Source organism: Lacihabitans soyangensis, from assembly GCF_024343775.1.
In the GTDB taxonomy this organism is placed as follows: Bacteria; Bacteroidota; Bacteroidia; order Cytophagales; family Spirosomataceae; genus Leadbetterella; species Leadbetterella soyangensis.
Window position 1 is genome coordinate 17,898 of sequence record NZ_RJUF01000181.1, and the last position, 21,784, is coordinate 39,681.

General features: G+C 36.8%; 23 protein-coding genes. 12 read left to right on the plus strand and 11 right to left on the minus strand.

Translation table 11 applies throughout. The features are described from left to right. Positions 1-129: 129 nt before the first annotated feature. The 4 genes from EGI31_RS19835 to EGI31_RS19850 all read left to right on the plus strand — a co-directional run bounded on the left by EGI31_RS19835 (position 130) and on the right by EGI31_RS19850 (position 4,291). Positions 130-2,007 (plus strand): AAA domain-containing protein, encoded by a 1,878-nt coding sequence (locus EGI31_RS19835; RefSeq protein WP_255038901.1) that lies wholly within the window; start codon positions 130-132, stop codon positions 2,005-2,007. Between the two features lie 121 nt (positions 2,008-2,128). Then, positions 2,129-3,154: a glycosyltransferase gene (locus tag EGI31_RS19840; protein ID WP_255038902.1), complete on the plus strand. Its 1,026-nt coding sequence runs from the start codon at positions 2,129-2,131 to the stop codon at positions 3,152-3,154. A gap of 110 nt (positions 3,155-3,264) precedes the next feature. Beyond that, the gene (locus EGI31_RS19845) at positions 3,265-3,723 is read left to right on the plus strand and encodes a DinB family protein (RefSeq protein ID WP_255038903.1); all 459 of its coding nucleotides are present in this window, start codon (positions 3,265-3,267) and stop codon (positions 3,721-3,723) included. A 13-nt stretch (positions 3,724-3,736) separates the two neighbouring features. Then, positions 3,737-4,291 (plus strand): DinB family protein, encoded by a 555-nt coding sequence (locus EGI31_RS19850; RefSeq protein WP_255038904.1) that lies wholly within the window; start codon positions 3,737-3,739, stop codon positions 4,289-4,291. Positions 4,292-4,367: 76 nt separating this feature from the next. On the opposite strand, the gene EGI31_RS19855 is transcribed toward EGI31_RS19850, so the two are convergent. From EGI31_RS19855 to trpS, 3 genes are read right to left on the minus strand one after another with little or no spacing between them, the layout of a single operon-like run. After that, positions 4,368-4,796 carry a DUF2147 domain-containing protein gene (locus tag EGI31_RS19855; protein WP_255038905.1) on the minus strand — a complete coding sequence of 143 codons (429 nt, stop codon included), beginning with the start codon at positions 4,794-4,796 and terminating at the stop codon, positions 4,368-4,370. Then, positions 4,793-5,341 (minus strand): phosphatase PAP2 family protein, encoded by a 549-nt coding sequence (locus tag EGI31_RS19860; RefSeq protein ID WP_255038906.1) that lies wholly within the window; start codon positions 5,339-5,341, stop codon positions 4,793-4,795. Before EGI31_RS19860 ends, EGI31_RS19855 begins: the two co-directional genes overlap by 4 nt. 2 nt (positions 5,342-5,343) lie before the next feature. Then, positions 5,344-6,318 (minus strand): tryptophan--tRNA ligase, encoded by a 975-nt coding sequence (gene trpS, locus EGI31_RS19865; RefSeq protein ID WP_255038907.1) that lies wholly within the window; start codon positions 6,316-6,318, stop codon positions 5,344-5,346. A 55-nt stretch (positions 6,319-6,373) separates the two neighbouring features. On the opposite strand from trpS, the gene EGI31_RS19870 reads away from it, so the two are divergent. From EGI31_RS19870 to EGI31_RS19880, 3 genes are all read left to right on the plus strand, one after another. After that, entirely contained in the window at positions 6,374-7,042 is a 669-nt protein-coding gene (locus EGI31_RS19870) for a DUF2461 domain-containing protein (protein WP_255038908.1), read from the plus strand. A gap of 291 nt (positions 7,043-7,333) precedes the next feature. Beyond that, on the plus strand, positions 7,334-7,624 hold the full coding sequence (locus EGI31_RS19875; protein ID WP_255038909.1) for a hypothetical protein: 291 nt from the start codon (positions 7,334-7,336) through the stop codon (positions 7,622-7,624). A gap of 124 nt (positions 7,625-7,748) precedes the next feature. Beyond that, positions 7,749-10,181 carry a TonB-dependent receptor gene (locus EGI31_RS19880; RefSeq protein WP_255038910.1) on the plus strand — a complete coding sequence of 811 codons (2,433 nt, stop codon included), beginning with the start codon at positions 7,749-7,751 and terminating at the stop codon, positions 10,179-10,181. Between the two features lie 79 nt (positions 10,182-10,260). On the opposite strand, the gene EGI31_RS19885 is transcribed toward EGI31_RS19880, so the two are convergent. The 6 genes from EGI31_RS19885 to EGI31_RS19910 are packed head-to-tail and all read right to left on the minus strand — an operon-like array spanning position 10,261 to position 16,145. Next, on the minus strand, positions 10,261-11,430 hold the full coding sequence (locus EGI31_RS19885; protein WP_255038911.1) for a trans-sulfuration enzyme family protein: 1,170 nt from the start codon (positions 11,428-11,430) through the stop codon (positions 10,261-10,263). After that, entirely contained in the window at positions 11,430-11,993 is a 564-nt protein-coding gene (locus EGI31_RS19890) for a 1-acyl-sn-glycerol-3-phosphate acyltransferase (protein ID WP_255038912.1), read from the minus strand. The genes EGI31_RS19885 and EGI31_RS19890 overlap by 1 nt, the downstream gene beginning before the upstream one ends. A 2-nt stretch (positions 11,994-11,995) precedes the next feature. After that, on the minus strand, positions 11,996-13,126 hold the full coding sequence (locus EGI31_RS19895) for a site-2 protease family protein (RefSeq protein ID WP_255038913.1): 1,131 nt from the start codon (positions 13,124-13,126) through the stop codon (positions 11,996-11,998). 2 nt (positions 13,127-13,128) lie between these two features. Continuing rightward, a complete protein-coding gene (locus tag EGI31_RS19900; RefSeq protein WP_255038914.1) occupies positions 13,129-13,761 on the minus strand; it encodes an HAD family hydrolase in 633 nt (210 codons plus the stop codon). A gap of 1 nt (position 13,762) precedes the next feature. Then, positions 13,763-14,716 (minus strand): acetyl-CoA carboxylase carboxyltransferase subunit alpha, encoded by a 954-nt coding sequence (locus EGI31_RS19905; RefSeq protein WP_255038915.1) that lies wholly within the window; start codon positions 14,714-14,716, stop codon positions 13,763-13,765. Between the two features lie 10 nt (positions 14,717-14,726). Continuing rightward, a complete protein-coding gene (locus EGI31_RS19910; RefSeq protein ID WP_255038916.1) occupies positions 14,727-16,145 on the minus strand; it encodes an MBL fold metallo-hydrolase RNA specificity domain-containing protein in 1,419 nt (472 codons plus the stop codon). Between the two features lie 85 nt (positions 16,146-16,230). Here EGI31_RS19910 and dacB point away from each other — a divergent pair, with 85 nt between their 5' ends. From dacB to EGI31_RS19930, 4 genes are all read left to right on the plus strand, one after another. Next, complete coding sequence (gene dacB / locus EGI31_RS19915) at positions 16,231-17,628, plus strand: D-alanyl-D-alanine carboxypeptidase/D-alanyl-D-alanine endopeptidase (RefSeq protein WP_255038917.1); 1,398 nt, start codon at positions 16,231-16,233, stop codon at positions 17,626-17,628. Between the two features lie 154 nt (positions 17,629-17,782). Continuing rightward, complete coding sequence (locus EGI31_RS19920) at positions 17,783-19,060, plus strand: aminotransferase class I/II-fold pyridoxal phosphate-dependent enzyme (protein WP_255038918.1); 1,278 nt, start codon at positions 17,783-17,785, stop codon at positions 19,058-19,060. Between the two features lie 6 nt (positions 19,061-19,066). After that, positions 19,067-19,867: an alpha/beta fold hydrolase gene (locus EGI31_RS19925; protein ID WP_255038919.1), complete on the plus strand. Its 801-nt coding sequence runs from the start codon at positions 19,067-19,069 to the stop codon at positions 19,865-19,867. A 29-nt stretch (positions 19,868-19,896) separates the two neighbouring features. Beyond that, positions 19,897-20,712 (plus strand): hypothetical protein, encoded by an 816-nt coding sequence (locus EGI31_RS19930; protein WP_255038920.1) that lies wholly within the window; start codon positions 19,897-19,899, stop codon positions 20,710-20,712. Here EGI31_RS19930 and EGI31_RS19935 read toward each other — a convergent pair. Further along, positions 20,683-20,877, minus strand: a complete 195-nt coding sequence (locus EGI31_RS19935; RefSeq protein ID WP_255038921.1) for a hypothetical protein — start codon at positions 20,875-20,877, stop codon at positions 20,683-20,685. The genes EGI31_RS19930 and EGI31_RS19935 overlap by 30 nt on opposite strands. A 1-nt stretch (position 20,878) precedes the next feature. Continuing rightward, positions 20,879-21,136, minus strand: a complete 258-nt coding sequence (locus EGI31_RS19940; protein WP_255038922.1) for a cytochrome b5 domain-containing protein — start codon at positions 21,134-21,136, stop codon at positions 20,879-20,881. Between the two features lie 112 nt (positions 21,137-21,248). Here EGI31_RS19940 and EGI31_RS19945 point away from each other — a divergent pair, with 112 nt between their 5' ends. Beyond that, positions 21,249-21,695, plus strand: coding sequence for a hypothetical protein (locus EGI31_RS19945; protein WP_255038923.1), 447 nt, complete (start codon positions 21,249-21,251; stop codon positions 21,693-21,695). Positions 21,696-21,784 lie beyond the last annotated feature (89 nt).

Below are 21,784 nucleotides of genomic sequence, written 5' to 3' on the forward strand. Positions count from 1 at the left end.
TCGGCTCTAGAACCGATATTTTTCAATTATATGCCTTTAATTGAATTTTAGGCCATTTTTTATTCAAAATTCCCATTAAATAGGCATTGGTTGTTCTTCGCCTTATCTTTGCACCAAAAAACATCCTGAATGGATTATTTCAAAGATTTAGCGGAATTACTAAAAATAGAGAAGCTTGAAGACCAAGCACAATATAAAAAGCTCACCGAATCTGCATCAATAGGCGAACGACGAGCCAGTGGCCTTACTTGGTATCCAGTGGCCATCAGAGGGCAAGAATTGGGCAGAGGAGATTATTTGACAGTAGAATTTGAACGCACCACACATCAGGATTTGCCTCATCAGTTCAGATTCGGGGTGCCAGCAGTTTTGTTTTCAAACCACGACGCAAAGACTGACAGACTCGAAGGCACCATTACTTATCAAGGTGGCAATAGACTAAAAATTAACTTTAGAACGGATGAATTGCCGGACTGGAGCCGAGATGGTAAATTGGGCATTGATGTACTTTTTGATAATAATAGCTATGAAGAAATGTTTTCTACCCTAAAAAAAGCAGAAAATGACGAATCTGACATTTCAAGAGTTCTGAAAGGAGAAAAGGCCCCAACATTTTATCTTCAAGAAAATAAATATCACAACGCCCAACTAAATACTTTTCAGAACGAGGCCGTCAATAATGTACTCAACGCCAATCATTTGTCTATAATTCATGGACCTCCAGGAACAGGTAAAACTACGACTATCGTACAGGCAATTAAGGCACTAATAGATAAAAAGAATGAAAAAATCTTAGTGGTTGCTCCGAGCAACACTGCCGTGGATTTATTGACCGAAAAATTGAGTGCAGCAGGTTTAAATGTAATTCGCCTCGGAAATCCAGCAAGAGTTTCGGAGGAACTTCAAGCACAAACTGTGGAAGGAAGAATAAAAAACCACCCATCGTTTAAAGATATCAAGACTTGGAAAAAGCAAGCCAATGAATACAAAAACATGGCTCACAAGTACAAGCGAAACTTCGGAAAAGCAGAAAGAGACCAGCGGAAAGCACTGTTTGATGAAGCACACAAACTGATGAAGGAAGTGGAGAAAATTGAAGAATATATAATTGAGGATTTATCAAATAAGGCTCAGGTAGTTACGGCCACACTGGTGGGTTCTAATCACTATTCTATGAAAAACATCAATTACGACACCGTAGTGATAGATGAAGCTGGTCAAGGAATAGAGCCTGCATGCTGGATTCCTATTTTGAAAGGCAAGAAATTGATTCTGGCCGGTGACCATTGCCAGCTCCCTCCTACCATTAAGTCGCAAGAAGCATCTGCCAAGGGGCTTTCTAATACACTGCTCGAAAAATTGACTGTAAAATATCCAGAGGCAGTCACACTTCTGCAAACGCAATATCGCATGAATGAACAGATTATGGCCCATTCATCAAAAACATTTTATGGTAATCTTTTAAAAGCACATGAAAGCGTTGCCAATCATCAATTGAGTACTGCACATCCGCCTGTTCAATTTATAGATACCGCTGGCTGCGGATTCGAAGAAAAACTCGAAGGTACAAGCTCAACTAACCCAGAAGAAGCTGCTTTTCTAGTTAAAAGATTAGAAGAGCTCGTGAACAATTTCTCCGAAATGACGATGCCGAGTATAGCTGTTATCAGTCCGTACAAACAGCAGATTCAGTTATTGAAAGAATTTATCAGTGCATCCAGTATCCTTCAGCCATGGCAAAGTTTTATAAGCATAAATACCATCGACAGCTTCCAAGGCCAGGAGCGTGATGCCGTTTTTATATCCATGACAAGGTCAAATTCGGATGGTGAAATAGGCTTCGTGGCTGATACGCGTAGAATGAACGTGGCCATGACACGTGCCAGAAAACTGCTGGTAGTGGTAGGTGATAGTGCCACCATTGGTAACTTTCCGTACTATTCAGATTTTATTCAATATGCAGAGTCTATAGATACCTATAAAAGTGCTTGGGAGTATTTATCCTAAATTCATTTCATATGATAAAATTAAGCTCACAAAAACTGGTATAATTATTGGAACTATGATAAAAATTGTAATTATTACATTTTAAATATAAATAATACCTAATAATACACAAAACAAACTTATGTCGACAACAACTCCCATACCCGTAAGTGTTTTAATACCAGCGAGAAACGAAGCCAAGGGCATCCATAGAATGCTCGAATCTTTGGAAACAATTGATTATCCTAGGGAAAGTTTACAAATAATACTTGCTAACGACAATTCCACTGACGACACACTAAAAATAATGCAAAAATTCGCCACTGGTAAGCCCTGGATTACGGTGGTGGATATCCCAGAAAGACAATCCAACGAAGAATTAAAAGGTAAAACTCGAGCATTGGCAAAAATAATGCATCAAACCACCGGGAAATATATATTTTTTACTGATGCAGACGTGGCTTTGCCGCGACAATGGATAAATGGAATGCTTTCGGAGTTGGAAAATGAAATGGCCAACAGAGCTGGAAACACAAAAGGAATTGGTGTAATGGTGGGTGTGACTGGCATGAAACATGACACCTTTGCCTCTACCATGCAAGCATTAGAATGGTTTTGTGTAGTTACAGTCAATAAATTATTTTCTGACAGAAATATACCTACCACTGGTATGGGTAACAACATGGCCGTACTAAAAGAAGCGTATTTTGCTACGGGTGGCTACGAAAAAATTGGATTTAGTATAGTGGAAGATTACACCTTGTATAAAAAAATAATCGCTGAAGGCTACGATTTCAGACAGGTTTTTATACCTGAAGTGGTGGCTTACACCGTGCCGCCCGAGGATTATTTTGAACAACGAGATCGCTGGATTCAAGGTGCTATTGAGTCAAATTCGGGCCCCTTATACCTTGGAATAATACAGGCCGTTTCGCTTCCATTGTATGCTTTGATTGCCTTTTTTTCGTGGAAAGCTTCTCTGACTGTATTTCTAATTACTTTTTGTTTTTACAGTTTTTTGGTATTCCGATTTGAGTCAAAACTTAAACTGTCGGGTTATTCTAAATACCTTCCGCTATTCGCATTGTATTTGCCTACCTCTTGGCTGCTTCAGTTTTTACACTATTTGTTTGCCAAAAAGATAGTTTGGAAAGGCAGAGATTACTAAAAAACCGTTTCAGCAATTCTTTCGAGAATAATTATTTTCTGTTTTTTTTATGTCAAAAAATGAATTCTAAAATAGATTTTTATCATTTTTGTAAATATTTCTAAAAACGAATGAGGGCATTAGAATTAATCATCGACAATCTTGATACTGTATTTCGCGGAGACGCATGGCATGGCCCTTCTGTTATGGAAATTATCAATAGTTTACCGCTGGAAAAAGTATCTCAAGTTCAGAACTTTTCTAGTCAAACCATTGCTCAGCACATTTATCATTTGGCTGCTTGGAGGAAGTTTACTATCGAAAAACTCAATGATAATATCCATTACAGCCTAGAAACAGAAGAGGATAATTGGGGTAACAACGAAATGACGAAGCCCGAAAATTTCAACGAATTGATAGAGTATCTCAAAAAACAACATTTTGCACTTATTGCTGAATTGGAGAAATACGATGACGATATTTTAGAAAAAAACGTACCTGGAGAATACTATAATTTTTATAAACTACTAAATGGATTAATTCAGCACGACACCTACCACTTAGGTATGATATGGGTGTTGTGGCAATGAAAACCTTGTTAATATGGCAAACAATACAAACATTAACATCGAGAACTTAAAAAATCTTCTTAATACCGCATTTCATGGAGGGGCATGGCATGGTCCTTCAGTTTTAGAACTTGCCAAAGGTCTTACTGTAAAAGAAGCATCTTTTTCGGCGGGAAATATTCATAACATTGCTGAGTTGCTTTATCATATTACCAGCTGGAGGTTATTTGCAGTAAAAAAAATGCAGGGTGACGAAAACTATAATATTTCGGATGAGAAAGCAAACTGGGGGAATATTGGTAAAATTGACCAGTTTGAGTTAGAAACGCTCATGATGGAACTCACCCTCAGTCACGACGAACTTATTAAAGAATTAGAAACCAAAGAGGATTCTTTCTTGCAAGAAATTGTTCCTGGTGCAGAATATAACTTCAATACACTTCTGAATGGTATTATTCACCACGATTTGTATCATTCTGGTCAAATAGCCATCATCAAAAAATTAGCTAGCAAAGGAGGAAAGGCAGTAGATGATGATTACACAGAAAGCAGATATTTCGAGGATGATTTAGAAGACGATTTTATCTAAAAATTATAATTCATAAAAAAGCCTTCCAAAGTGTAAAAACTTCGGAAGGCTTTTTAGTTTTCGGTGATTCTAAAAATTAGTCTGCCTTTGTAAACTTTGAAGTTTTGCCAATCAGCGAAATTCCTATATAACCTCTTACATCCAACTGAGTTGGACTAACCAATTTCATATTACTAGAGTATGTTTTGCCACTTTTCGGGTCATATATCGTCCCATCTTTCCACTCTTTCTCACCGTCTTTCTGAAAATTCTTCAAAAAAACTAGACCTAAAAGTGGAGCACTTTTAAGTTTGTCGTTCGGGTTAAATTCGTCGGTTCTCGGCTTTCCGTTTTTGTTGGGGTCTTTCAGCCAAACTATTTTACCGAATAACTTGCCATTTGTTTCGTAGAATTGAAGTTTAGCATTTTTTTCTTCATTATACCAAGTGCCTTTGGTGATGTCCTGTGCAGACAACTTAAACACAAGTGCTAGAACGAGGACAAACACTGAAAATACTTTTTTCATTTGGTTATTGATTCGTTTATTTTAAAAATACAGGTTGATATTAAAATTCCTAAAAGCCCTCCAAACAAAACATCTAGGGGAAAGTGAACTCCGAGATATATACGACTGTAACTAACGATTATTGCCCAGCACAAAAGTGTATAGGTCCAGAAATGCTTCTTGCCAAATATTTTATAAATACTAAAAAATAATGCAAAACTATTGGCTGCGTGTGAGCTTGCAAATCCATATTTCCCTCCACAGTTTCCAACCAGCGTCATTTCGCTCAGAAAATCATAACATGGCCTAAGTCTCTGAAAATAAGGCTTCATAATGCCTGAAGTTATAAAATCGCTCATGCACACTGCCAAAATAATCAAAGCAATGAACCTAACCCCATCTTTTAATCCGAAGTTTCGGAACAAATAAAATACAATGATTAAATACAACGGAATCCATACTTTAGATTTTGAAAAAAACAGCATCAATGTATCCAACCAAGGCCTGTGGAAACCATTGAGGAACAAGAATAACTGTTTGTCAAATTCTAAAATAGTTTCAATCAATCTTATGCAAATTTTAGGAGTTTTCTTACTTCATTCATTGTTTGCGAGGCTATTTCTTTTGCCTTTTCTTCACCATTTCTGAGCTTAGCTTCTAATTCATCTGGATTTTCCATGTAAAAATTAAAAACCTCTCTTTGCTTTTTATACTTGGTTAGAATCAACTCTAAAAATTCTTTTTTTGCATGACCATAACCATATCCACCAGCCATATATTTTTCTCGCATTGCTGATATTTGACTTTCATCAGCCAATAGGGCGTATAATTTAAAGACAAGGCAAGTATCAGGATTTTTCGGTTCCTCTAGAGGTGTAGCGTCTGTTACAATTCTTTTAATTTGTTTATCAAGTTCTTTCTCAGGCAAAAATATATCAATGTAGTTATTGTAAGACTTACTCATTTTTTGCCCATCAATACCTGGAATTGTCATCACCGACTCATTTATCAAAGGCTCAGGCAAAACAAAAACTTCCCCAAAAACTCTATTGAAGGTCGCTGCTATGTCCTTTGACATTTCTAAATGTTGCTTTTGGTCTTTACCAACCGGCACAAAATTGGCTTGGTAAAGGATAATGTCAGCTGCTTGAAGAACGGGATAAGTAAAAAGTCCAGCATTGACATCCGAAAGTTTGTCAGACTTTTCTTTAAACGAATGTGCGTTGGCGAGCATGGGATATGGCGTAAGACAGCTCAAATACCACAAAAGCTCGGTATGAAATCCTGCTAATCGTGATTGTCTGTAAAAAAAGTTTTTTTCAGCGTCAAAACCACAAGCGAGCCAAGCCGAAGCCACCGCAGCTGTGTTAGACTGCAACAAAGCGGGGTCTTTTACGGTTGTAAGTGAGTGTAGATCGGCAATGAATAGGAAGGACTCATTCTCTGGCTTTTGTGACAGAGCCACTGCTGGTTCTATCGCACCTAAAATATTACCCAAATGTGGTCTTCCGCTCGCTTGTATTCCAGTTAAAATTCTAGACATTTTTTATTTTTCGCTTTTTTAATCTTACTTTTTCACAAAATTAGACATTTATTATATGATAAGAGAAGCTACTTTTGAATTTTTGAGAAATTTAGAAGAAAACAATAACCGCGAGTGGTTCAATGAAAATCGAGCTTTTTATGAAGAAGCCAAATCCAATTTTACAGATTTTAGCGATATTTTACTCACTAAACTAAAAGGAATAGAGCCTGATTTTGCAAACACCCAGATTAAAGACTGCATCTTCAGAATAAACCGAGACGTGAGATTCTCAAAAAACAAAGCACCTTACAAAAACAACCTCTCCGTGGCGTTTGGTCCAGGCGGAAGACATTCGGGGAGAATTGACTACTATTTTCAATTACAAAACAACGAAACATTTATTGGTGCTGGTATGTGGCAACCCTCACCCGGCAATCTCGCCAAGTTTCGTCAGGAGTTGGATTACAATCCTGAAATCTTGAAGGGTATTATTGAAGACCCCAAATTTAAAAGTACGTTTCCTACTGTTCATGGGGAAAAGCTGAAAAGGCCTCCAAAAAATTACACAGAAGATCATCCAGAAATAGAATTGCTGAAATGCAAGGAATTGTTTTTTATTCGAAATTACCAAAACAGCGAGATAATCAAATCCGGCTTTGCAGACGTACTATTTGAGCATATGAAAGTTATCAAACCTTACATTCATTACTTAAACGACCTGTTTTTCTTGGAAAACGACTGAAACAAAATATAATATTGCTTTTGATAAAAATTGCCAAATTTCTTATAAAAATCCAGTTTAGCAATTACACAAAGCTTTATGAAGAATTTTTCACTTAAAAACCACAAAAAAGCATTTTTTTACTAAGAACATCGTGGTTTTTTATTGCACTATTTCAATTTTTTTATATATTTTTCAAATTATAGTCATTTTTTCAACCTATTTTTCGACTTTTTGCCAAAATTATATTTCGATTTATTTGGAAATAGCCAAATCAATGATTTAAATTTGTGTCAACAAAACGACATAAATATGAGAAATTCAATAGAAAAAGACGGTTACAGATTTTTGTTTGGCATACTAATATTTTTTGGGGTAGTTTTAGCTATCGTCTCAACATTATTATTCATTGATTTGAAAGGTTTTGCACCAAAGACTCTGAGTGTTTCAACATCACTGCTTTTCTTATTGATTGGAGTTTCTTTGTGGTTGCGTACAGAATATTTGAAACTTTATAATATCAATCAATATCAGACTAAAAGAATTCCAATGTGGTTCTCAGCTGGTGCATCTATTTTGGTTGGTTTATTCATTCTAGTATAACCTATTTTACCTATATATTGAACTACAAAGAGGCTTAGGCCTCTTTTTTTATGTTTTTTGTTTCAAAATTAAAACCTCCTACCCTGTATTTTGGTTATAACGGTTCAATCATTATACATCTAAAATGAAACACTTTCTTACAATTACATTTTTATTTCTTACTCTAACTATATTTGCTCAAAAAAATGGTAGCATAACAGGTAAAGTGGTAGATAAAAATACCCAAGAGATTCTTCCTTTTGTTAGTTTGCAGATAGTCGGCACTCAAAAAGGTGGCACTACTGACGAAAATGGTAGTTTTCGTATAAGTGATATACCAGTAGGTACTTATAATATTTTATTTAGCTATGTTGGGTACCAAAACTTCACACTTTATAATGTGGTGATCAATACTGGTAACGAAAGTACCTTCCAGGTAGAATTAGAAGCCCAAAAGAACGACCTAAAGGCCTTGGAAGTAACTGCCAAAAAAGAAACTGCTTTTACAGGTACTTTGGAGTCTCCATTGAGTATTCAGAAACTCACTACCGAAGAAATCAGAGCCAATCCGGGTGGGAATTTTGATATTAGTAAGGTTATTCAGATTCTCCCTGGCGTTGGTGGTGGAGTTGGTGGAGGGTCGTTTAGAAATGACATCATTATTCGCGGTGGTGGTTCAAACGAAAACGTCTTTTATCTTGACGGAATAGAAGTTCCTGTAATTAACCATTTTCAGACACAAGGAAGCAGTGGCGGGCCTCAAGGAATGCTAAACGTAAGCTTTATTGAGGACGTAAAACTGAGTTCGTCGGCATTTGATGCCCGATACGATAATGCACTTAGCTCTGTCTTTCAGTTCAAACAAAAAAATGGTAATCCAAACGAACTACAGGGCAACATCAGATTAAGTGCTACGGAATTAGCTACTACTTTTGAAGGTCCATTATCTAAAAACACGACTTTTCTGGCCTCTGCCCGTAGATCTTATCTTCAGTTGCTTTTTAAGGCCATAGATTTACCCATAAGACCTAATTACTGGGATTTTCAGACGAAAATCAGTCATCAAATAAACAAAAAGACTTCACTTACTTTTGTAGGTTTGGGTGCCATAGACGAGTTTAGTTTTGCTATTTCTGATGAATATTCGGCTGAGAAAGCACAAACTATCAATTCCGCCCCAAACATAAACCAATGGAATTACACAGTGGGAGCCTCACTTAAGAGATTGATAAACAATGGTTATTGGAATCTCGCACTGAGCAGAAATATGTTCAATAATGACATTGTAAAATTTGAAGACAATGAGAATCCTGAAATCTCACCCAAGACATTAGATTTGAATTCCAGAGAAGCAGAAAATAAACTTCGTTTTGACGTGAATCAAACCTTAAATGGCTGGAAATTAGCCTATGGACTATCCACTCAGCTCGTAAAATATACCAATCAAACATTTAATCTTATCAGAAAACAGATACTTGATGCCAACGGAAAAATAATACAACCCGAGCTAAGCATCAATTTTGAAAGCCCGATAGATCCATTTATGAAATACGGAGCATTTGTTCAGGTTGGCAAAAGATTTGAGAAACTTGGCGTTAGCGGTGGAATCAGAACAGATGGAAACAGCTTCACTGACAACGGAATGAATTTTTTGAACACCCTTTCACCTCGAATTTCCTTAAGTTATTTCCTAAATAACCAATGGTCAATTAATGCTTCGGCTGGTAGATATTTCAAACTACCACCTTATACTATCTTGGGTTTTGCAAATACTGCTGGCACTTTATTAAATCAAGACGCTGAATATCAAATCAGTAATCATTTGGTTTCTGGTTTAGAATTTATTCCAAACGAAAGTTTAAGATTCACTTTGGAAGGTTTTTACAAATTCTACCAAAACATGCCCGTTTCTAAAAATTCAGGTATTTCTTTGGCCAATTTGGGTGCTGATTTTAATGTTTTAGGCAATGAGGAAGTTCTTTTTAACGGAGATGGTAAAACTTACGGAATTGAGTTTTTTGCCCAAAAGAAACTTACAAAAAGGTTTTTTGGCGTTTATTCTTACACATTTTACAGGAGCCTTTTTAGTGGTTTGGATGGTAAGCTAGTATCGAGTTCATGGGACAATAGACATTTGATGAGTTTTGCTGTAGGTTACAAATTTCGTAGAAATTGGGAAGCTGGTTTGAAATTTCGTTTGCAGGGTGGTGCACCTTATTCTCCAATTGACGAAAATGCATCAAGACTTAATTATATCACTCAAGGCGTAACTGTTTATGATTACTCTAGACTGAATACCATGCGTTTGGGTTCATTTAATAGCAGTGACATCAGAATTGACAAGAAAATTAACTTCAAGAAAACGGCTTTAGACTTATACATAGACATAACGAACTGGTATCTAGCCAAATCACCAGTTGTTCCCGAATTTACCCTTAAAAGAAACGAAGCCAATACCGGTTTTGCCACAACAGATGGCGGTCAAATTAAACAAGATGCATCAAATGGAATTCCAGTAATTTTGACGGAGCCTTCGGCCTTGGTTACACCAACTATCGGGTTTATTTGGGAGTTTTAATGCCGAAAATGGCTTAAAATGAAAAAGCACATGGAGCGAGGCTTCAAGTGCTTTTCTGTATAAACCAATCCTCCGATTCTTAATTTGACCCTTCAATTGCTTGGGTGAAATCTTCAATGAGGTCTTCGATATCCTCTAAACCTACTGAAACTCTCATGCTGCCTTCAAAGATTCCTAGCTTGGCTTTGTCTTCCTTCGATACTTTGGCGTGTGTTGTGGTATCTGGATTCGTAACAGTTGTCCTACTGTCTCCAAGATTCGAGGTCAAGGATGCAATCTTTAAGAGTTTGGTAAACTTCACTACTCGTTCAAATCCACCTTCCAACTCGAAAGTTACCAAAGCACCGCCGGCGGTCATTTGTTTTTTGGCGAGTTCATATTGCGGATGTGATGGTAAAAACGGGTAATTTACTTTTTTTACACCTTTAACACCCTCCAAGGCTTTGGCCAATTTCAGTGCGTTTTCGCAATGTCTGTCCAAACGTAAGCCCAAGGTCTCTAAACCTTTGGTTAGCACCCAAGCGTTAAATGGTGCCAAAGATGGCCCGGTTTGACGGCAGAAAAATCTTACTTTCTCTATCAGTGCCTTTGTACCAACTATGATGCCCCCCAAAACTCTTCCTTGACCGTCAAAAAACTTTGTGGCTGAGTGAACAATGAGGTTAGCCCCATATTCTGAAGGAGTTTGAAGCATTGGAGTTGCAAAACAATTATCAACAAAATAAATTAGATTATGGTTTTTAGCCAATTCGCCAACCATTTCCATATCCACCAATTCAAGGCCTGGATTTGATGGCGTTTCCAAATAAATCATTTTCGTATTTGGCTGAATGGCTTTTTCCCATTCCTCTTTGGGTGCTGAGGCGTCAATGTAGGTGTGAGTAATTCCCCAATTTGGTAAAATTTGAGTGATAATTTGGTGTGCTGAACCAAAAAGAGCCTTTGATGAAACAATGTGATCGCCAGACACTAAGTTAGCCACAAAGCCGGCAAATACAGCAGCCATACCTGTAGCTGTTGCAATTCCCTCGTCTGCATCTTCCAACATACATACTTTATCTACAAATTCCTGAACGGTTGGGTTCGAAAAACGTGAGTAAATATTACCTTCGAGTGTGTTGTCAAACAAATCTTTGCCCATTTGAGCATCTTCAAAACAAAAGCTACTGGTCAGGTAAAGAGGCGTTGAATGCTCCCTAAACTGTGTTTTTTCTGTCTGAATACGAATCAATTTGGTCTGCTTTTTCATCAAAAAATATCGTTTTTATAATTATTTATCCAGTTTTTCTGAAATCCTCCCATTTTTTCAAAGAAAGGAATAAAGTACTTTTTCATATCTGCTGCAAAGTCACCGCTTGGATAAAATGGCTCAGCAATGATTACTTCTTTTTTAACTAAATCAAAACCCACTCTGATTATAGGAATATTGGCTCCGACTGCAATGTAATAAAAGCCGGTTTTGAGTTTATCTACGTTTTTGCGAGTTCCTTCTGGTGCAATTCCAATCAATATTTTTTCAAACGAATTGATAACGGCCACTTGACTATCAACCATATTCATTTTTTCTGACCTGTAGACTGGAGTTCCACCCAAAGCTTTAAAAATAAACCCGAATGGTGGCTTAAAAAGTTCTGCTTTACCTAGGTATTTAATATCTAATCGCATTTCTGCTCTCGCACTAATACCCACTAGAAAATCCTTCCAGCTGTTATGAGGAGCTACTGAAAGTATTGCTTTGTTTATGCTGGAATCCACATTTCCGATGACCTTCCAACCCAAAAGCCTAAAGAATGTGCGTAATAAGAAGTTCATTTTCAATTAATTGGATTAGGTGAAAAACAAATAATGAAAATTAGTATCGCAATCCAGCCAAGAATCTTTCTTGTGATACCCAGTGGCTTTGAATCAACCGTTTCAGGATGATAAACACCCAAAACTCGGCCAATTAAAAAACCGAATGCTAGAAATCCCGAATAACCGGAAACTTCAGGTAAATATTTTGAAAATGACAATTGAATGAGGATTACCGCAAGTGCGAGAATCAAACTATTCAATTTTTTGTCAAATATCCTTGAAAAGCACAGATAATTGAAGTAAACAAAAAATAAGAATTGCAAAAGAAGAGTTCCTTGTTCTTCAGAGTAAGCCATTGTAAAATCGGTCAGTTTAAACATTCCAAGACCCGAATAAGAAACCAGTAGCACTAAGAAAATCGGTGAAACTACATCAAAAGCTTTTTTACCAATAAGTGCAAAAAGAATATGCCCGCCGTCTAATTGCCCGATGGGCAGGAGATTAAGAGCAGTAAAAAGCAAACCCAAGAAACCTGCCAAAATTAGTGGATAATGAGTAATTTCATATTTGTGAGGTATCAAAGATGGATCAGCCAATTTGCCTTCTAAGAAATTATATATCAAGCTTTTACCTAAAGTTATTATTTCGCCATTGGTCTGATATGTATCTAAGAAGGCTCTGTAATTTCCTTGAAAATTTTTGTATTCAGGGTGAATGGTGTAGATGTAATCGTCGGTCGGAAGAAAATAAAACCCACACGCCAAAACAACCACTGCAACTACGAAACCAGCCAATGGGCCGGCTATTCCGATGTCAAAGTAATCATTCTTAGAGTTGATTTTTTCTTTAATCTTTATGAATGCACCAAACGTACCGATCGAAGTCAGAACCACAAACCACCCAGGAATATAATAGGGTAAAGTAACATCAATCTTTCGGATTTTGGCCATAAAATAGTGGCCGAATTCGTGTGTAGTGAGAAAACCCAAAAAGGGAATAGAAAACCACAGTCCTTGCTTAAATTCAGCCCAACCCGTCATGTCACTCTGAAAAAAGAAGGATTTACCATATATCCACTCAGCCCCAGCAAGTGTAGTGGTAATAAATGTAACCACAAAAAGAATGATATTGATGTAAGGGCTTTTTAGCATTTCTAAAGAATATGTTCTAAAATTTCTGTAAAACAATCAGGCGGATTTATTTTTATACACTTTATGCCCAGATCAGTAGCGGCGTCTATATTGTCTTGGTTATCGTCCAAAAAAAGTATTTCTTCTGGCTTACAGCCAATGTTGCCAATTACCGCATCATATATCTTATAATCAGGCTTCCACAACCCCATTTTGTAAGACAAAAAAGTTTTACTAAAAATGGTTTCGAAGTTCGGAATACCGAATTTTGTTCTAAAATATTGCTTGCACTGCTCAATATGAATATTGTTGGTATTGCTGAGCAAGTAAATCGGATATATCATTTTCAGAGATTCCAAAAAGTCTAAGCGTTTTTTTGGAACGTCTAGCAAAAGAGCGTTCCAAGCTTGGTCAATCTCTTGATCATTAAGTGGATAGCTCAATACCTGCCTAATCACATCCCGAAACTCGTCGTCTGAATAAAATCCCGTCTCATATTTTTTGAAAACCTCGGCATCCGTAAAAAGTTGTTTTACTCTTGCTGGTGACTTGAATGTCAACTCAGAAAAGGCCGACATGGTCTTCTCAACATCAATATTGATGATGACATTTCCAAAATCAAAAACAACAGCTTTTGTGGTAGTTTTAGAACACATACTATTCTACAACTACACCCATTGCACAAAACTTATCTATCCTTTCTGAAATTCGTTCTTGAGGCGTTAGTTTTTCAAGCTCCGAAATTTCCTTAATTATGGTTTTCTTCAAGATATCTGACATTTCATCCCATTTAAGATGTGCCCCACCCTGAGGTTCGGCTATAATTCCATCTATCAAGCCATTTTGTTTCATATCCACGGCAGTCAGCTTCAAAGCTTCCGCAGCCTGCTCTTTATACTCCCAAGTTCTCCAAAGAATTGTTGAGCAGTTTTCAGGAGAAATTACTGAATACCAAGAGTTTTCGAGCATTAATACTCTATCACCAATAGCAATTCCCAATGCCCCTCCAGATGCTCCTTCCCCTATTATTATACAAATAACTGGCACTCTCAAAGTCATCATTTCTTTAAGATTTCTTGCGATAGCCTCACCTTGCCCTCGCTCTTCAGCTTCCAAACCAGGAAAAGCACCTGGAGTGTCAATTAAAGTAACTATTGGCAAGCCAAATTTTTCGGCCAATTTCATCAATCTCAAAGCCTTTCTGTATCCCTCAGGATTCGGCATTCCAAAGTTTCGGTGTTGTCTTTCCTTCGTTTTTCTACCTTTTTGCTGTCCGATAATCATCACACTGACCCCGTCTATATCGGCTATTCCACCTACCACAGCCGGATCGTCTCTCACGGTTCGGTCTCCGTGCAATTCATGAAATTCGGAACAAATTCTCTCTATATAATCTAAAGTATAAGGTCTGTCTGGATGTCTCGAAAGCTGAACCCTCTGCCAACGAGTAAGGTTTTGGAACGTTTCAGCTCTAAGGGTATCAATTGCAGATGATAGGTTTCTAACAGCGTCACTTACGTCAACGTTATTGTCTTCGGCCAATTTTTTCATGTCCTCAAGTTTGGCTTCTAATTCAGCTATTGGTTTCTCAAATTCTAATAAAGTTCTCATTGAAGTCTATTTATAATTCAAATGATTGGTTTTGATTAGGTAATTCTACGTTTTCGTAACCTTTCGTTTCTAAAATTTCTTTAAAGTTTGTCATGGCGTCAAAATCACCATGAACCAAAAAAAGTTTTTTCAGCTTGCTCTTATCTTGGTTTTCTGCAAAGCTAATCAAATCGTTTAAATCTCCATGCCCACTAAACACATCTATTTTTTTTATGGCGGCATTTACAGCAAATTTCTTATTTCTGATCTGCAAATCTTTCAGATCTCCAGATAGCAACCTACCTCCTACCGAGTCTTCAGTAGCATAACCTACCATCAAAATTGTGGCATAAGGATTTTCAATGTTTTTCTCCACATGATGTTCTACTCTACCGCCTTTGATCATGCCTGAGGAAGAAATAATGATGCAGGATTCGGTATGAATAGAGGCAGCTTTACTTTCAATATCGGTTTCAAGGTAATGCAGATTCTCGAAGTCAAATATTGAATCCGTTTCTTCGTAAAAATCTCTGGCTTCTTTGTTTAGCTGTTTCCTGTATTTCTCATAGACTTTGGTACTTACACGAGCCAAAGGACTGTCAGTAAAGACTTTAATCGGCTTAATGTCGTAGTTTTGGTAAAGTCTATTGAGCGTATATAATAAACATTGGGTACGACCCACACTGAAAGATGGAACTATCAATCGGCCGGTAATATCCACACAAGCTTCCTGGATAATATCTTTCAAAACTTTCTCCGGATCGCCTGCATCTGAATGGTTTCTATTACCATAGGTCGACTCCATCACCAAGTAGTCTACCTGTGGAATAGCAACTGGATCAACCAAAAGCGGGAAGTTTTTTCGACCAATATCTCCGGAAAAACCGATTTTTTTAAACTCTCCGTTTTCTTTGACTTCAATTACGATATGAGCAGCACCCAACAAATGTCCAGCTGGATAAAAGGTCACATAGCCGTCATCTTTAAACTTAAATCTATTGCCAAAAGCAATGGGTACAAAGTTTTGAACGGCTTCATCCACTTGCCTTCTTAAATACAGCCCTTGCGTTTCTATGCTCTTCCACTTCTTAGACTTCTTATGGCTTTTCTCTATGTTTTTAACGATTTTCGAGTTCAAATTTGCAGCGTCATGCAACAATAACTCCGACAATTCCATAGTAGGGCTCGTGCACAACACTTGTCCTTCAAAACCAGATTGGTAAAGATTCGGAATTTGACCCGAATGGTCAATATGAGCATGTGTTAGAAAAACAATATTTACAAGAGAGGCATCAAATGGGAAATTTCCATATTGAAATACCTCGCGATGGTTTTGAGAGCCGTCTAATGTTGAGCCGCAATCAATAAGAATACGGTAATCATCCTCCAATTCTAAGAGAAACATACTACCCGTCACTTTTCTGGCTGCACCATAAAATGTAAGCCTCATTGATTTCTGTTTTTTTGGGAAAATTATGTAAAAGGACTGCAAAGATAGTATATTGGAGTACTATTAAAGAAAATTTTAGAAATTCATGAAAATAATTTGCATAATAATCTTACAAATAAGCACTTATTCAAGTCAATTAAATACCATTATTTCACAATATTTAGGAAATTCGAGTACTGAAAATGTAAATGTTTCCATGAGTGTTCGGAAAATTGGCTCTGGAGAAGAAATTTATGCCTATCAATCAAAAATGGCCCTCCCACCAGCTTCTACATTAAAATTGCTCACCACTGGCACCGCCTTGGATATTCTAGGATCTGACCACACTTTTAAGACACAAATCCTCAGAAATGGGACAATCGAAAACAATGCCTTGGATGGAGATTTGGTCATTACCTCAAATGGTGATTTTAGTTTTGGTTCCATAAGGTTAGGATTAAATTCTTTGAAAGAAATAGTTGATGTTTTGAAATCAAAAAATATCAAGAAAATTACGGGTAAAATAGAAATAGAAGAAAATCAGCATTTCGATATTCCTTCTGAATGGCTTATGGGTGATCTCGGCAATTATTATGGTGCTCATCCTAAGCAATTTAACTACAATGAAAATTTTTACACAGTTTACTTCAATGGAGGAGAAAATATTGGTGATTCGGCCACAGTTAGTGGAATTTTTCCCAATTCTGAAAGTTGGAAAATTGAAAATCTGGTCAAAACTGCCGAGAAAGGATCAGGAGATCAGGTAAATATCGTCAACCTAGCACCCTCAAATGAGATAGTTCTGACAGGCACCGTTCCGCAGCGGAGTGTAAATTTTGAGGTAAAAGGCTCTACTCCGAATATCAATGAGGTTTTCATAGGTCTTGTTAAAAACGAATGTTTAAAAAATGGAATTGAGATACAAGGAAATGAAATGCAAGTGAATCTTAGAAATGATACTTTGGCTGTATTAAACTCTCCACCACTTTCAATTATAGCAGAACATTGCAACTTCAGAAGTGTGAATTTCTTTGCTGACGGAATATCGAATTTCTTAAAATCTATGGCAAGTGACTCAGTGGAAAATTACGATGACTTTCTGAAATCGTATTGGAAAACCCGGGGTTTAAACTTATCAAATTTCAAATTTCTAGACGGTAGTGGCTTATCTCCTTTAAACACACTTTCTACTCAAGCCATGACCTCTTTTCTAAGCAAAATGTATTCAAGCCCACAATTCGGTTCATTTCTGAAGACCATTCCGAGAGTTGGAAAGACAGGAACAGTGGTTTCCTTAGACCCCAAAGGTATAACAGATGGTAGAATTTATGCCAAAAGTGGTTCAATATCAGGAACTAGGAATTATGCAGGCTACTTTTTGGATGAGAAAAACGAAATTTATGCTTTTTGCATTTTTCTCAACGGCTTCAATGATACCGCTCAATTATTTTCCCGCCAATTACTGCAAAATTTAATGTTTAAGATGATTGATTTAAATCAATAATATTTTTATTTGCCATCAAATTATCGATGTTCCCAAAAACAAGAAATTTAACGAAATCGTACTTTTCTGATGTGAATCAGCAAGGTATTCTATGTGCTTTTTTAATAATTTAAAAGACGCTCTCTCATATTTTTCACCATAAAAAAGAAAAAAAATGGGAGTATCCATCTTTGACAAAATTCAAAAGGACCTCGGTCCTCTTGGTGCCATTTCGCATTTTGGCCACCATTATTTCAGTTATCCTATCCTCGAAGGAGACATAGGGCCTTACATGACCTTTAATGGGAATAAAATCTTGAATTGGTCATTAAACAACTATTTGGGGCTTTCAAACCACCCAGCGGTTCGAAAGACAGACTCTGACGCAGTTGATAAGTTTGGGCTGAGCTATCCGATGGGATCAAGGATGATGAGTGCTAACTCACACTATCATGAAAAGTTTGAAAGAGACTTAGCAGATTTTTCAGGTTATGAAGACGCTTTCTTGATGAATTTTGGTTACCAAGGCATTATGTCTGTGATAGAATCGTTGGTGGATCACCGAGACGTGATTGTTTACGATGGCGATTGTCATGCCTGTTTGATAGACGGAATTAGGCTGCATAAAGCCAAGGGCGGTGCGTATTACAGATTTAACCACAATGATATGGCCAGCCTTGAACTCAACCTGAAACGGGCCACGAAGCTTTCAGCTCAAAATGGTGGCGGAATTTTGGTCATAACGGAGGGAGTTTTTGGTATGACGGGCCAAATTGGCAAAATTGACGAAATTGTCAAGCTAAAAGAAAACTTTAACTTTAAACTTCTTGTCGATGACGCTCACGGCTTTGGTGTTTTGGGGGAAAACGGAAAAGGAACTCTAGAACACTTTCAATGTCAGGCTGATGTAGATATTTATTTTGCCACATTTACCAAGGCCATGTCAGCAATGGGTGCATTTGTGGGTGCAAGTGCTGAGGTGGTTAAATATCTGAGGTATAATGTTCGGTCTCAAATTTACGCCAAAGCTTTACCTATGGGTTATGTGCTTGGTGGTATAAAAAGGCTCGAAGTTTTGAGAGAAAATCCGCAGTTTAGACATAGACTTTGGGATATTGCCATGCGTTTACAAAACGGACTAAAAGCAGAAGGATTTAATCTTGAAACTACTAACAGTCATGTTACACCAGTGTATTTTAACAAAGATTTTACTCAAAACGAAGTAGGAAATATGATTATAGACTTAAGAGAAAATTTGAGTATTTTTTGTTCAGTAGTTATATATCCCGTTGTAAATAAGGGTGTTGTAATGTTAAGATTGATTCCAACTTCTATGCATACCTATGAGGATGTTGATTACACCATAGAGGCTTTCAAAAAAATAAGAGCAAAACTTCAAAACGGGGATTATAACTTTGCTATACCTTTGAGAAGCGAAATATACTCTAACTAAAAAAATATGCCGATTATTGAACTCAAAAATGCCTCATGTAACTATATTTTGGAGGGTGATGGAAAAGAGACAATTGTTTTTGCTCATGGTCTTTTGTGGAGCCATTGGATGTTTCATAACCAAGTATCTTTCCTAAAATCTAGATATCGCATTTTGGCCTACGACTTTAGGGGACAAGGAGGTACAACTGCTAAAAATGGGAAATATGATCTGGATAGTCTTTTTGACGATACAGTGGAAATTATAGAAACACTTGTAGGTAAGCCTGTAATATTTGCAGGCTTATCTATGGGTGGTTATGTTGGAATAGCTTTGGCTGCCAAAAGACCAGACTTGGTAAAAAAACTAATTCTAATGGAGTCTACCACAGATGCAGAAACATTGGAGAGCATTTCGAAATACAAAATGCTGAATAATATGGTTAAAACGGTTGGTTACTGGCCAGTTGAAAAATCTATAATGAATCTCATGTTCGGAAAAAAGTTTTTGCAAGACAAAACCAGATCTGACCAGTATGATTTTTTCTTAAAGAAACTGAAAGAAAATAACAGGTATTTGATAGTAAAAGCAACTGAAGGGGTAATTACACGATTTTCAACGGAATATCATTTACCAAATATCAAATGCAAAACCTTGGTGTTAGTCGGTCAAGATGACATACCTTGTCCTGTTGAAAAATCTGAGTATCTAGCGGAAAATATTCCCAATGCCAAACTGATGATAATTGAAGGTGCCGGTCATACCGGGCCACTAGAGGAACCGGAGAAATATAACCAGGCCATAAAGGACTTTATTGAAAATGATTGATACTTTTGGGTCAGATTTTAGCAGAAAGCATGATTTTGAAAGTGTTGAAAAAAATATTGGGTGTCATTGTATTATCCAACCTCAATGTAGTGGCAGCCACAATGGTTTGTTTTGTGGCTTTTTATAAACTTCCTAACAATCAGCCTTTTCATGATTTTTTATCTCTTGCCCAGCTTGGACTTACCTGCTGGGCAATTTATGTTTTGGATAGATTGAAAGACAATATTTCTAAACCCGAAATCAGCACTGACAGACATAAATTCCATTACGACAATCAATTCATTTTGCAGATATTGATGATTGCTGCTGTATCAATTTCAGTCGTTATTATCTTTTTTCAACCACTAAATCTGATTATTTATGGTTTCTTTATAATCATTTTAGCAGGTTTTTATCTTTATTTTATTTCACCTAAATTCCCGTATCTGAAAGAAATCTTTATGCCCTTCATCTATACCTTGGCGGTAGTTGGGGTGCCATTTGTGCTTGATTCTAGCATAAGCCTCAGTTCGTGGATATTAGGGTTAATGTTTTTCGGAATTACGATTCAAAATACCTTTTCATTTTCATTTTTTGAATTCTTGGAGAACGAATCTGAGGAGAATATTTGCAAAAAAATTGGAATTAGAAATACTAGAAAGGTAATTAACTATATAACCGCACTCAATATTTTTGTTGTAATTTTCTTTTTTTCAAACCAAATAAACTACCCCAATCTACTTGGTTTTGTGTTAGTTACTATTTCTTTGGTTACTTCATTGATTGTAGCAGCTGCACCAAAGTTCAAAAACAATTATCGTTGGCTTATCGACAGCTTACTTTTTCTTCCCTTGATTATCCTTTAATTTCTGAATGCCTCTTCTGTACATGGCCAGCATAACACCACCCAAGCCTAACATGAGCCAAAAATAAGTATCAGAAAAAGGCACACTTTTGTAAATAAATTGGTCTACCCAAATGACCAAAAAGCCAATACTTCCGAATAAAATTAGTGTATCTAAAAGTTTCATCTTAATCTATTAATTTTCCAACTACTTTCATTTTGTCAAAAACACCTGCTGTGTGAGGGGCATCTTTTAGTTCATCGGTCAGGTCTTGTCCAGCCCAATGCTCATAATGTTTGCCATTTTTCCACAGTCGAGACTCAGAAACATCGAAAACCAAACCATTATAAGCTACCCAAATCTCTGGCTTATCAGTTCCATTTCTAAGTGCTAATGTTCTTTTATTAATTTCCTTTAATTCCAAGTCTATTGTTTTTATTTTCAAAAGTAATACAATTGATAAACCCGAAATGTTTTTGTGAGAAAATTTGGCATTTTTTTTGACTAATACAACGAATCAAGATATATTTACGTTTTATAAAGAAAACAATTTTAAAATGAACAGAAAGGTACTTTTATCTACCCTATTTGCTTTCGGAGTGTTGGTGATCAGTTCTTGCGGACCAAAAGTGCCACCAGTTTCTGAAAGAATTGCAAAGGTTTGGACTGCCGCTTCGGTTAAAGAAAATTCTACTGAAGTTTACAAAACAGGTGGAACTTCCAACGTTAAACCAGGCTACAGTACTTATAGATTAGACCTTTCAGCTCCACCTGCTGTCACGATAAGAGAAATTGATGGTGGCACTTACACTGGTACTTATAGTGTTACGGCCACAACCTTATCTATCAAAGGGCTTACTCCACAGCCAACTGGCACTGGAGGAAATCTTGAGTTTACAATAACTTCGTTATCAGATGAAGGTAAAAATTTGGTACTGACAGGTACTACACCTTATCCAAAAACAGGAAATACAACCAATACGTACACTTTGGTAACTAACTAAAAGTATTTAAGTAAAAATATCAATTCAGAGGTGTTTCGAAAGAGACACCTTTTTTTTGTATATAGGGTCTAAAAGCCTAATTTTGTAGC